Below are 12,229 nucleotides of genomic sequence, written 5' to 3'. Positions count from 1 at the left end.
CCCCTCGCATTTTTTGAACTCCTCGCGCCACCGCCGCCTCCCAATCCTGAGACCCGCGAACCCTTCCGGAGCCCGTCATGGCCAAACCCCTACAGGAGTACCAGCGCAAGCGCGACTTCAATGCCACGCCCGAGCCGGCTGGTAAACGCGCCCGCCCCCGCTCGGCCCATGCGCTGCAGTACTGCATCCAGAAGCACGATGCCAGCCACCTGCATTACGATTTTCGCCTGGAGCTCGACGGCACCCTCAAGAGCTGGGCCATCCCCAAGGGCCCCTCACTGGATCCCAAGGTCCGGCGCCTGGCAGTGCATGTAGAGGATCATCCGCTGGATTACGCCAACTTCGAAGGAAGCATCCCTGAAGGCCACTACGGCGCCGGCGATGTCATTGTCTGGGACCGGGGTGTGTGGGAGCCCGAGGGCGACCCGCGCGAAGCCTATGCAAAGGGCAAGCTGCGCTTTCGCCTGCAGGGCGAGAAACTGTCAGGGGTCTGGAACCTGTTCCGCACTCACCTGGCCGGCAAGAAAGAGCAGTGGATGCTGGTCAAGTCCCATGATGGGCAGGCACGCAGTGAAACGGACTACAGCATTGTCGAGGCCCTGCCGGACAGCGTGCTGAGCGAGCGCACCCTGCCCCCGCGCAGCCCGGCCAAGGCGACCACCACCAGGCACAAGCGAGCCGGCCGCAAAGCCCTGCCGGATATACTCCAGCCGCAACTGGCCACGTTGGTCGATTCCCCGCCAAGCGGCGATTGGCGCTACGAAGTCAAGTTCGACGGCTACCGCATCCTGGCGCGTATCGACGGTGACGACATACGCCTGTTTACCCGTAATGGCCACGACTGGAGTGCGAAGATGCCCCGGCAGGTCGAGGCGCTCAAGGCCCTGGGCCTCGACTCGGCATGGCTGGACGGCGAGATGGTAGTGGTCGACGACAACGGCGTGGCCGACTTCCAGGCTTTGCAGAACGCCTTCGACACCGAGCATGACGAGCGCATCACCTACTACCTGTTCGACCTGCCCTGGCTGGGCGGTGAGGACCTGCGAGCACTGACGCTGCAACAGCGCCGTGCAACCCTCGCCCGGTTGCTGGAAGGCCATGCATCGCAGGTACTCAGGTATTCCGCCGATTTTGAGGAGCCCGTCGAGTCACTGCTCGACAGCGCCTGCCGACTGGAACTCGAAGGCTTGATCGGTAAACGTGCCGACAGCCCTTACGTTGGCCGGCGCAGTAGCGACTGGGTCAAGCTCAAGTGCAAGCAGCGCCAGGAATTCGTGATCGTCGGCTACACCGACCCCAAGGGCAGCCGCAACGGCTTCGGCGCCCTGCTGCTGGCCTTGCACGACCACGACAGCGGCCAGCTGCGTTACGCCGGCAAGGTCGGCACGGGCTTCAGCGCGGCCACCCTGGACAGCATTCACGCCCGCCTCAAGCCGTTGCAAACCGACAGATCCCCCTTGCCGAAACCACCTACCGGTGCCGAAGCCCGCGGCGTGCATTGGCTCAGGCCACAGCTGCTGGCAGAGGTCGCCTATGCCCAGATGACCCGCGAAGGCATCGTGCGTCACTCGGTGTTCCACGGCCTGCGTGACGATAAACCTGCCACCGCCATCGACCTGGAGCGAGCAATGCCCACCAAGCGCGCAGCACAGACAGAACCCGAGAACCTGGGCACCCTGCGCCTGACCCACCCCGACCGCGTGGTCGACGCAACCACGGGCACCACCAAGCGCGAGGTCGCCCAGTACTACGCTCAGGTCGCCGACTGGCTGCTGCCCCAGCTCAAGGACCGACCTGTAGCCCTCGTCCGCGCCCCGGATGGTCTGAGCGGCGAACTGTTCTTTCAGAAAAACGCCGGCCAGCTGCATATTCCCAAGGTGCTCAGCTACAACAAGGCCCAGGCCGGCCAGGCGGCCATGGTGCTCAACGGCGCCGAAAGCCTGCTGGGCGCGGTGCAGATGAACACGCTTGAACTGCACACCTGGAATGCCACCACCAAGGATTTCGATAAACCCGACCGCTTTGTCCTCGACCTGGACCCTGACCCGGCGCTGCCGTGGAAAGCCATGCTCGAGGCCACCCAGCTGACCCTTACCCTGCTCGACGAACTGGGCCTGAAGGTGTTTCTCAAGACCAGCGGCGGCAAGGGCATGCACCTCGTCGTACCCTTGACCCGACGCGCTGGCTGGGACGAGGTGAAGGACTTCAGCCATGCCCTGGTCAATCACATGGCCGGGCTGTTCCCTGATCGTCTCAGCGCCGTGTCCGGGCCGAAGAACCGGGTCGGGCGGATCTTTATCGACTACCTGCGTAACGGCAAGGGTGCCACCACCGTCGCCGCCTACTCGCTGCGGGCCCGCGAGGGCCTGCCGGTGTCGGTGCCGATCTGGCGTGAGGAACTGAGCCAGCTCAAGGGTGCCAACCAGTGGAACATCGGCAACCTTCACACGCGGCTTGCACAGGTCGAAGACCCGTGGGCCGAAATGGGCAAGACACGCCAGTCGATCACGTTGCGTATGCGCAAGCAGTTGGGAATTGCATGATGGAACTGACCCACTTCGATTCGTTGTTACACCGTTTTGCTCACCGTTCGCAGGCCATCGAACGCGACGCTTCGCTAATAGAACTGATGCAGGCCTTGCAGGGCGACCGGCTCGACGTACTCCCGTTGCCCGGCCAGGGCTGCACGCTCGAACGCTGGCGCGTCCTGGCGCGGGTCGCCGGTTACGATCTAAGCCTGGCCAAACTCTATGAAGGCCATACCGACGCCTTGGCAATCCTCGCCGAATGCGGCGCCGCCCAGCATGCCTTCAACGGCATTTGGGGCGTGTGGGCCGCCGAGCCGCCAGATGCCCGGGCATACATTGTCGAGCGGGACGGTGAACGCGTGCGCCTGCAAGGCCGCAAGGCTTGGTGTTCGGGCGCGTTGCAGGTCGACCGTGCCCTGCTGACGGCCTGGGAAGACGACCAGCCTCAGTTGGTGGCCATCGAATTGCCTCATCCCAGCCAGCGCATCTTGGCCGAACATTGGCAGGCCGTAGGCATGGCCGCCACCCGCAGCGTTGTGATCGAATTCGACGACTCGCCAGGGCTGGCCATCGGTTCGCCCGGCCAGTACCTGTCCCGTCCTGGCTTCTGGCAAGGCGGCGCGGGTAACGCCGCTTGCTGGTATGGCGCCGCCGAGGCACTGGCCGGGTACCTTCACGAACAGTGCCGCAAACCCCGGCGCGACCCGCATGCCGATGCGCATCTGGGCGCAGTCGATGCAGCCTTGTACGGTGCCCGTGCCGCCCTTCGCGAATGCGCCACCTGGATCGACCTTCACCCTCAGGATGACGCCAGCTTCGAGGTGCGGCGCACCCGCGCCCAGGTCGAGCAGGCGGTCGAGCAGGTCATTCAGCATGCCGGCCGGGCGCTCGGTGCCACGCCGTTCTGTTGCAGCAGCCATTTCGCCCGGCTCAGTGCCGACCTGCCGGTATACATACGCCAGAGCCACGCCGAACGCGACCTGGCCGAGTTGGGCCGGCAACTGACCGGCCTGCCGGCGGGAGCATGGCAACTATGAGCCAGAACTTGATACAGGCCGCGCAAGGCACACCGTGGAGCGCCTGGCAGCATTCTGCTCAGTTGGCCCGCGCCAGCTGGACGCTGCCCGAGCAGTTGTGCCCACCCGGGAGGCGCCTGGTGCTGCTGGCTCCGCACCCGGACGACGAAATCCTCATGGCCGGCGGGCTGCTGGCCAGCTTCCAGGGACGAGAACAGGACGTGCTGCTTCTTTCTGCCACCAATGGCGAGGGCAGCCACCCGCATTCCTCACAATGGCCAGAGCGCCGCCTGCGCCATCAGCGCCCACTGGAAAGCCGCCATGCCCTGCAACTGCTTGGGCTGGACCTCAACCGCCTCGACTGGCGACGACTCAACCTCAAGGATGGCGCGCTGCCCCACGATGAAGCCTTTTTGGTCAACCACCTGAACCAGTTGCTCAAACCTGGCGACCTGCTGCTGACCACGTGGCGCGGCGACGGCCATTGCGACCACGAAGCAGCAGGTCGCGCCTGTGCCCAGGCGGCCCAGACCAGGCGTGTACAACTCGCTGAGGCCCCAGTCTGGGCCTGGCACTGGGCAAGCCCCGACGACCCGCGCCTGCCCTGGCCCCGCGCACACCGCGTGCAACTGTGCGATGAGCGCCTGGCGCTCAAGCGCCAAGCCCTCGCTGCACATGCCAGCCAGTTGCAGCCTGATGGTGATCGCCCACCGGTTGTGCCGGAACAGCTGCAGGCTTGCCTGTTGCAACCATTCGAGCTGCTCTTTCTGTCAACGGAGGCAACATGAGCCTGGACGCACAGTACTTCGCCGACTTGTACGCCGGCAACGATGACCCCTGGGCCTTTCGTACCCGCTGGTACGAACGGCGCAAGCGCGAGCTGACCCTGGCCAGCCTGCCGCGCCAATGCTACGAGCGCGTATTCGAGCCGGCCTGCGCCAACGGCGAGCTGAGCGTTCTGCTGGCCGAGCGCTGCGCCAGCCTGTCGTGCCAGGACATCGACGCGACCGCTGTGGCCTTGGCCCGTCAACGGCTTGCAGGCGTGAGCCACGCCCATGTCGAACAGGGCCACCTGCCGGGCGACTGGCCGGGCGGTCAGTTTGACCTGATCGTGTTCAGTGAGATCGGCTACTACCTGGACCCCACCGACTGGTTGCAGGTGATCGAGCAGTCGGTGGCCAGCCTGGCGTATGACGGTGGTTTGCTGGCCTGCCACTGGCGCCATCCCATCGCCGGCTGCCCGCAGGATGGCCGCGAGGTGCATGCCCTGCTGGCCCGGCATCTGCCACTTTACCCAGTGCTGCGCCACGAAGAGGCGGATTTCCTGCTCGAATACTGGTCGTGTCAGCCCAGCGTCGTGGACCTTGACGAGATCTGCCCATGATCGCCGTCATCATCCCCGCGCACAACGAAGCGCGCCGGTTGGGGCGCTGCCTGACTGCGGTCAAACAGGCCGTGGCACACGCCGAGGGGGCTGGGCTGGCGGTGGAGGTGCTGGTGGTGCTCGATCGCTGTGTCGACGCCAGCGCGCGCATCGCCCGCCGCCACGGCGTGCATACCCTGGAACTGGAGGCCGGCAACGTCGGCATCGCCCGGCGCCTGGGGGCGGCGTGGATGATCGAGCGCGGTGCCCAGTGGCTGGCCTTCACCGACGCCGACAGTCGCGTGCCCAGGCATTGGCTGGTGTCACAGCTGCAATGGCACGCGGACGCGGTTTGCGGCACGGTGCACATCGAACGCTGGCAGCCTTGGCAGAACGCAGCGTTACGCCAGTTGTACCGCAGCCGTTATCAGGCCCGTGAAGGGCATCGGCATATCCATGGCGCCAACCTCGGCGTATGCGCCAAGGCCTACGAGCGCGTGGGCGGCTTCCAGCCATTGCCGGCGCATGAAGATGTGCAACTGGTGCTGGCCCTGGAAGCCAGCGGCGCACAGATCGTCTGGACCGCAGCGCACAGCGTGGCCACCAGCAGCCGGGTGGACAGCCGTGCGCGCGAGGGCTTTGGGGACTATCTCAAGGGGCTGGGGGGACCGCTTGCGTAACTCATGAAGCCTTGCGCGGTCGCTTGGCCGCCGGCTTCTTCGCTTTGGTCTTGCCGCCGAGGCTGCGTTTAAGCAGCTCGGTGAGGTCGATGATGCCGGCGCCCTTCTCAGCCGTCGCGCCCTCGCCTTTGTCCACGGTTTCGATCTTGCCTTTGCTGGCTTTCTCCTCCACCAGGTCGAGGATGGTCTGGCGAAACGCATCATGGTACTCATCGGGCGTCCATTGCCCGCTCATGTCCTCCACCAGGCGCCTGGCCATGTCCAGCTCACGCTTGTCGACCTTAGTCTCGGTCACGCTCTTGTCCAGTTCCAGCGTATCCAGCCCGCGCACCTCCTCCGGCCAGCGCAGGGTGATCAAGACCAGTGCATCTTCCAGCGGGCGCAGCAGGGCCAGGTGCTGGCGGGTGTGCAGCACCACGGTGGCCAAAGCCACCTTGCCGGTGCTGTGCAGGGTCTCGCGCAGCAAGGCATAGACCTTGCCACCACGACGATCGGGGCTCAGGTAGTAGGGGGTGTCAAACTGTTGCAGCGGAATGTCGCCGGCGTCGACGAACGAGAAGATGTCGATGGTCTGGGTCGCCTCGGGCCTGGCCTTGCGGATTTCTTCCTCGCTGATCACCACGTAGCGGCCCTTTTCGTACTCCACCCCTTTGACGATGTGCTCCTTGTCGATGTCCTTGCCGGTCACCTTGTTCACCCGCTTGTAGCCAACCGGCTCCATACTGCGCTTGTCCAGCCAGTCGAAGTCCACTCGCTCACTGCGCACGGCGGTATTCAGCGAGACGGGGATGTGCACCAAGCCAAAGCTGATCGCGCCTTTCCAGATTGCCCTCGCCATGGTCGGTTCCTATGCATCGAAAGATTGGCCGGGATGGCTGTAGCGCAACGCGCCACAGCGTTCGCAACACTGGCAGTGAAGGCCGGCGACTTCACTCACCAACAGGCTGCGCCATTGGCAGCCTCGCAGCAGGCAGACGAATTTCATCAGCCACCTCCCTGGCCCGAGAAATACAGGCCCTTACTGTGACTGACTGCGCGGCGCCGAGAAGGTTTATCCGGATTTGCCGGGCAGCCATCAGGCCACCTACCGGAAGTCACTCATCACTTGCCCGTACACTGCGCGCATCGCCTGACGGTTATCCAGGCCCTGTTCACGGGCCAGTACGAAGGCTTGGCGCTGGCGATCGGCGCTGCTGCCCTCGCGCAGGATGTGCCGCGCTTGGATGAATGAACGCTCGGCATCGGCGGTGTCAGCCGGGCACTGCTGCTGCAACTGCATCAGCCAGCCCTCGGCGCTGACCGGCTGTTGCGCGTGGACACCGATGAAGGTGGCCAGGCGGCCCTGACGCAGGGCGCGCCAGTAGTTTTCCTGGGTGACCCAGCGCATCTCGCGGCTGGCGGGGTCATCGTGGCGGGCCAGCGCCTGCTCGACCAGGTGGCGAAACAGGCCGGCAACGGCCAGGGCATCCTCCAGCCGCGGGCAGCCATCGCAGATACGCAGCTCGACCGTCGGAAACCGCCGCGAGGGCCTGATCGCCCACCAGAAGTCACCGTCCTCGGCCAGGCTACCGGTACGTTGCAGCAATGCCCGGTAGCGCTGGTAGGCACTCCAGTCCGGCAACGGCTCTGGCAGCCCCATGTGCGGCCATTCCCCGCACACTGCGCGGCGATAGCTCATGTAGCCGGTATCCTCACCGCCCCAATACGCAGACGAAGTACTGAGCGCCAACAACAAGGGCAGCCAGTACAGCACCGATTGATCACCCGCATCCGATCAATGCCCACCGGTACGCCGACGTGCACGTGCAGGCCATTCAACAGGCTGCGCCGGGCCACCAGCTGGTAATCGTCGAACAACTGGCGATAGTGCGGGGAGCCACGTGGGCGCTGACGCAGCCACTGGGCGCTGGGGTGGCTCGCCGCGCCGTACAGCCCCGCTCCCTCGTTGGCCAGCGCCTGGGCCAGGCACTGTCGCCGCTCGCCAAAGAACTCACGCGCCTGGTGCAACGTGTCGAAAACCGGCGAAGCGATCTCTATCTGGCTATGGAACATTTCTTCGGCGAACCACGGGCCCAACGCGTCCCGACAACAGCGGGCCACGGCTGCTGACGGAGCCGCCATGACCTGCCCGGTGGCCAGCTTCACCAGCAGGTATTCTTCCTCGATGCCAAACGTGCACTGCCGCGCCACGACGCTATCAGCCGCGACGGGTGACGGTCAGGGCCACGGCGGCAATGCGCTCGACCCGCTCGTAACCGGGTTCAAGCAATTGCTCACCGAATACGTCTGGGTCCAGCTCACGATAGAACCAACTGAACGCAGGCCCTGCCAGGCGTAACCGCACGGCTTCGAGCAGCGCGTCGCGCCCCTCGACGATGGCGACACCGGTGTACAGCAGCAACGTGCCCCCGGGCGACAGGCGCTCCCGGGCTTGGTCGACGATGCGCAGCGACAGCTCGGCACCCAGTGCGCCGCCGCCGTGGCGGTAGGCGCGCTGTCCGGCGTCAAGCATGTACGGCGGGTTGGCGACGATCAGGTCGAACGTACCTGCGATGTCATTGAGCAGGTCACTGTGCTCGACCGAGACATTGGCCACACCGGCCAAGGCGGCATTGATGGCGGTGTAGCGCAATGCCATAGGGTTGATGTCCACTGCGCAAACCTGAGCGTGTTGGGCGGCGCGAGCGATCACCAACGCCCCTACACCGCTGCCACAGCCGATGTCTACGGCATGCTGCACGCGCTCGGGCGTGCTGCTCAAATGATCGTGTATCAGCTGGGCGAAACGGTAGCTGTCGGGGCCAAAGAACACCGCGTCGCGGCTGTCCGTTGGCCAGGCAGCATGTACCAGCAACAGATCGTCCAGGCTGGACCAACGCACAGTGCTGCGCCACAGCGCACCTTGGGCCTCCAGCACGCCAGCGAGGCGCAGCTGCGCCAGTTCATCGGGGCTGAGCAGTGACGCGGCGAACGGCCTACTCCAGCCGAACACATCACGCAGGGTACGCGCCTGCTGCGCATCGGCCCGGGCATTGACCCTGGCCTGGGTCGCCGGCGTCACGCAAGTGAAACGATAGCCGTCGGCACGCAGGCGACGCCCCAACTGCAACAAGGCCTCATCGGCACGGTTCTGGTCTTGGTCGAGCAGCATCAGTAGAGCCCTCCTTGCATCAAGCCGGTGGCCTGAATGAACGCGCGGGTGGCCTGCAGGCCCTGGGGGGTAGCATGCCGATTGCCAGCCATCGCTTCGATCAGCGCAGCCATGTCTGCAGCCGGTGGCGCAAGGGGTGTTTCATCTGCCAACTGCAAGGCGTGCTCCCACTGCCCTGGCAGCACCCGACGGATTTCTGCGCCTTGCCAGTCTCCGGCGATCCAGTCATGCCAAAGCTGCTTTTCATAAGCATCGAACACACCGAACATGGCCGCTACAGGGCCTTCTATCAGCGACCAGAAGCGGCTTTGTCGGGGATCGTTGTCGCGCTTGATCCAACCCTGAACCTGTAGCGCCTCCAGAAAATCAGGCATCGCGCCGGGTTCGGCAAGCCACTGGTTGATGGTGCGTCCTTGCAGGCGACAACGGTCCGAATGCATGCACTGGCCATAGATGCGCTTGCGCTCCAGCGCGCCGAGCAATTCGGCCTGCAGGTCGAACGAGGCGATCAACGACGGCGTGTCGATCCCCAGGTCATTAAGACGGTAGCCATGCCTGACACGCTCGTAGAACGCGGGTTTCTCGTCCCGCACCAGCTCGGTGAAGCTCTCTACGGCGCGGCGCGCATGGCCGCTGGCGGCATTATCGATGGTCACATGCAACTGGAAGTAATGGGCGTCGATACCCAGCTCGGCCAGCTCGTGGGTGGTGATCAGCAGATGCAAAGGGGGCTGTTCGTAACCCAGGTTGTAACCGATCACTTCTGGAAGAAAACGCTCGCAGTGCTGGCCGAGCGCCAGTTGCAACGCGCCCTGCAGGTAGCGAGCGGGGTCAAGCGATGGCTCCTGCAGGCAACCCAGGCGACTGAGCAAGCGCTGGTAGATCAACACGTGATTGCAGCGTGGGTCACCGTCTCCGAGTTCTTCGAGGAAGGTGCGGATCAGCCCATGGAAGCGCGGGTCCTGCCAATGCCATAGGGCTCCGTGTAGCCAGGCGCCGTCGACCGCTTTGGTCGGCGCGACTTGCTGCAGAAACCACAAGGCATGGGCCCGATTGGCAAAAAAACGACGGGGGCCGCCCTGACGCCGTTGTTCCAGGTAGGCCGCATGCTCGCTGGCGACACGTCCCGCATGGTTATCGGCCCATTGCGGGAGTAGCCCAGGATCATCTGGCAGGTCGTCGCAAAGCGCACGGGCCAGATGCAGTTGCTCTTCCAGCCAGGCCTCGGTGGTGGGCTCCGGGCCCTCAAGTAGCGCTCGATAGCGATGCTCCAGCCCTAAGTCGGCATTTTGAGGTCTTATACCTGCCTTTGTGGTTGCCACCATGCCCTGTACCTCACTCATTGATTCTGCGGTTTGGTCTCAGCTGGAGGGTTAATTACAGGGTCACTGGGTTGCTGCATCTGCAGTGACGGTTTGCTTGGGTCGGCATCCTTCGCTGGATGATCACTGTCGCGGTCGAAGCAACCTCCGAGCAGCGAGAAACTGGCAGTCAACAGCAACATGGCGAACAGGTTGTTTTTCATGATGGTTACTCGTTTTTGTGAAGACCTAAACCAACGAGTCTCACCGTCCCCCTGAATTCGTTCTGATTACGACATAGCGGATGAGCGGTGCCCGGACACGCAGATTGCGCTGCCACGGCGGCCCTGTTTTCAAGAAAAACTAAACCTTCACCCACACCTGCGGTTCAACCGAGTGCGACATTGAGGTCGCGCCAACAGAACGAAGGAGTGAGACATGAACACACCATTGTTGAAAATCGCTGGCGTTACCCTGTTGATGGGCCTGGCTTCGCTGCAGGTACAGGCAACGTCTTCGGACGATTTCGTCGATGCGGCCACTGAAGCCGGTATCGCCGAAGTGGTCACCGGCAACCTGGCGCAGGAAAAGAGCCAGAGCGCAGACATCAAGCAATTCGCCCAGCAAATGGTCACAGACCATACCAAAGCCAACCAGGAACTCGGTGACATCGCCCGCAAGCTGGACATCAGCGTGCCCGACGAAGCGGCGCTGACCGACAAGGTGGAGAAGATGATCCTCGAATGGCGCGACGAGTCGTTCGACCGGTCATACGTCAATAACCAGGTCGACGCGCACGAAAAGGCCGTGGAACTGTTCAAGAAAGAGGCCGCCTCCTCCGACAAGCCGGAGCTGAAGGCCTTCGCCAGCGACAAGCTGCCAACGCTGCAACACCATCTGGAACAGGCCAAGGCGCTGCAAGCCACTCACGGCAAGTAACCCACACGTCACCACGTAATCCCAGGGGCCGCCCTGCGGCCCTGCCTTGAGCCATCTGGAGGTGGGCTCCCCATGAATGATCGAATCATCGAACTGTTCACCGACACCACATTCTTCGGCATTTCCATCCTCAACCTGCTGGTAGCGCTGTGCGTTGCTGTGCTGACGTTCGTGATTGCCAGAGCTGTCATCGGCCTGTTGATGCGCCGGGTGCAGCGCTGGTCCGAACATGACGGGGCAATGAGTCAGGTGCTGGCCAAGGTACTGGCCGGCACCAGCAACAGCCTGCTGCTGCTCGCTTCGCTGCTGGTCGGCTTGAGCATGCTGGACCTGCCCGAGCGCTGGCTGGGCCGGGTCAGTAGCTTGTGGTTCGTGGTCGCTGCCCTGCAGATCGGCCTCTGGGTCAATCGCGCCATCGCGCTGGGCCTCACCCGCTACTTCAGCCGGCACAGCGCCGACGGCCTATACCAAGGCAGTGCGCTGGCCACGCTTTCGGCCTGGGGCGCGCGCGTGCTGTTGTGGTCGGTGGTGTTGCTGGCCATGCTGTCCAATCTGGGCGTCAATGTCACCGCCTTCGTGGCCAGCCTGGGTGTGGGCGGCATTGCCGTCGCCCTGGCCGTGCAGAACATCCTGGGTGACCTGTTCGCCTCATTGTCGATCGCCGTCGACAAACCGTTCGAAGTCGGTGATTTCATCGTCATCGGTCCGCTGGCGGGCACGGTGGAGCACGTGGGGCTTAAGACCACACGCATCCGCAGCCTGGGTGGCGAGCAGATCGTCATGGCCAATGCCAGCATGATCAGCAGCACGATCCAGAACTACAAACGCTTGCAGGAGCGACGCATCGTGTTCGAGTTCGGCTTGTCGTACGACACGCCCACTGATGCGGTAAAACAGGCGCCCGCCATCGTCGAAGAGGCGATCACAGCCCAACAGCAGGTGCGTTTTGATCGCGCTCATTTGCGCGGCTTTGGCAAAGAGGCACTGGAGTTCGAATGCGTCTATATCGTGAGAGACCCTGGCTACAACCTCTACATGGATATTCAGCAGGCGATCAATTTCCACCTGCTCGAGCGCTTCAACAGGATCGGAGCCAAGTTTGCCGTACCGGTACGTGCCATCAAGGTGACCGCACTGCCACAATCCCTCGAGCAGCCCCAGGCCCTTTGACCGACAGCGGCACTTTGGCCAGCATGGGCAGTCCTACTTGAACCCCGCTCGTAGATTGATCGGTGCCAGGCCTATAATCGC

Annotated in this window: 12 protein-coding genes and 1 pseudogene; 7 read left to right on the top strand and 6 right to left on the bottom strand. The window is 63.8% G+C overall.

All coding sequences use genetic code 11. The features are described from left to right. Positions 1-77 precede the first annotated feature (77 nt). Genes ligD through JZZ72_RS05410 form a run of 5 tightly spaced genes read left to right on the top strand, consistent with a single transcriptional unit; the run spans position 78 to position 5,587 of the window. Positions 78-2,543: a DNA ligase D gene (ligD, locus tag JZZ72_RS05430; RefSeq protein ID WP_054888250.1), complete on the top strand. Its 2,466-nt coding sequence runs from the start codon at positions 78-80 to the stop codon at positions 2,541-2,543. Next, complete coding sequence (locus tag JZZ72_RS05425; RefSeq protein ID WP_210014144.1) at positions 2,540-3,565, top strand: acyl-CoA dehydrogenase family protein; 1,026 nt, start codon at positions 2,540-2,542, stop codon at positions 3,563-3,565. The genes ligD and JZZ72_RS05425 overlap by 4 nt, the downstream gene beginning before the upstream one ends. Then, positions 3,562-4,332, top strand: a complete 771-nt coding sequence (locus tag JZZ72_RS05420; RefSeq protein ID WP_210014143.1) for a PIG-L deacetylase family protein — start codon at positions 3,562-3,564, stop codon at positions 4,330-4,332. Before JZZ72_RS05425 ends, JZZ72_RS05420 begins: the two co-directional genes overlap by 4 nt. Then, positions 4,329-4,928, top strand: a complete 600-nt coding sequence (locus tag JZZ72_RS05415) for a class I SAM-dependent methyltransferase (RefSeq protein ID WP_054888249.1) — start codon at positions 4,329-4,331, stop codon at positions 4,926-4,928. The genes JZZ72_RS05420 and JZZ72_RS05415 overlap by 4 nt, the downstream gene beginning before the upstream one ends. Beyond that, entirely contained in the window at positions 4,925-5,587 is a 663-nt protein-coding gene (locus tag JZZ72_RS05410) for a glycosyltransferase (RefSeq protein ID WP_016486321.1), read from the top strand. Before JZZ72_RS05415 ends, JZZ72_RS05410 begins: the two co-directional genes overlap by 4 nt. 1 nt (position 5,588) lies before the next feature. Here JZZ72_RS05410 and ku read toward each other — a convergent pair whose 3' ends face one another. The 6 genes and pseudogenes from ku to JZZ72_RS05385 form a co-directional block, all read right to left on the bottom strand. Then, the gene (ku, locus tag JZZ72_RS05405) at positions 5,589-6,425 is read right to left on the bottom strand and encodes a non-homologous end joining protein Ku (protein ID WP_210014142.1); all 837 of its coding nucleotides are present in this window, start codon (positions 6,423-6,425) and stop codon (positions 5,589-5,591) included. Between the two features lie 9 nt (positions 6,426-6,434). Then, positions 6,435-6,572 (bottom strand): PSPA7_2676 family Cys-rich small protein, encoded by a 138-nt coding sequence (locus JZZ72_RS28065; protein ID WP_016486319.1) that lies wholly within the window; start codon positions 6,570-6,572, stop codon positions 6,435-6,437. Between the two features lie 99 nt (positions 6,573-6,671). Next, a pseudogene (locus tag JZZ72_RS05400) lies at positions 6,672-7,777 on the bottom strand (carboxylate-amine ligase). 7 nt (positions 7,778-7,784) lie between these two features. Continuing rightward, positions 7,785-8,738, bottom strand: a complete 954-nt coding sequence (locus tag JZZ72_RS05395; RefSeq protein ID WP_210014141.1) for a methyltransferase — start codon at positions 8,736-8,738, stop codon at positions 7,785-7,787. Beyond that, on the bottom strand, positions 8,738-10,063 hold the full coding sequence (locus JZZ72_RS05390) for an iron-containing redox enzyme family protein (RefSeq protein ID WP_016486316.1): 1,326 nt from the start codon (positions 10,061-10,063) through the stop codon (positions 8,738-8,740). The genes JZZ72_RS05395 and JZZ72_RS05390 overlap by 1 nt, the downstream gene beginning before the upstream one ends. 14 nt (positions 10,064-10,077) lie before the next feature. Beyond that, positions 10,078-10,263: a hypothetical protein gene (locus JZZ72_RS05385; protein ID WP_016486315.1), complete on the bottom strand. Its 186-nt coding sequence runs from the start codon at positions 10,261-10,263 to the stop codon at positions 10,078-10,080. 214 nt (positions 10,264-10,477) lie between these two features. On the opposite strand from JZZ72_RS05385, the gene JZZ72_RS05380 reads away from it, so the two are divergent. Together JZZ72_RS05380 and JZZ72_RS05375 are read left to right on the top strand one after the other, a co-directional pair. Further along, the gene (locus JZZ72_RS05380; protein ID WP_210014140.1) at positions 10,478-10,978 is read left to right on the top strand and encodes a DUF4142 domain-containing protein; all 501 of its coding nucleotides are present in this window, start codon (positions 10,478-10,480) and stop codon (positions 10,976-10,978) included. A gap of 72 nt (positions 10,979-11,050) precedes the next feature. Beyond that, entirely contained in the window at positions 11,051-12,148 is a 1,098-nt protein-coding gene (locus JZZ72_RS05375; RefSeq protein ID WP_016486313.1) for a mechanosensitive ion channel family protein, read from the top strand. Positions 12,149-12,229: the final 81 nt, after the last annotated feature.

Origin of the sequence: Pseudomonas palmensis, from assembly GCF_017848315.1 — a bacterium.
In the GTDB taxonomy this organism is placed as follows: domain Bacteria; phylum Pseudomonadota; class Gammaproteobacteria; order Pseudomonadales; family Pseudomonadaceae; genus Aquipseudomonas; species Aquipseudomonas palmensis.
Note: the sequence above shows the minus strand (reverse complement) of the source record. Positions and strands in the feature narration are given on the sequence as shown.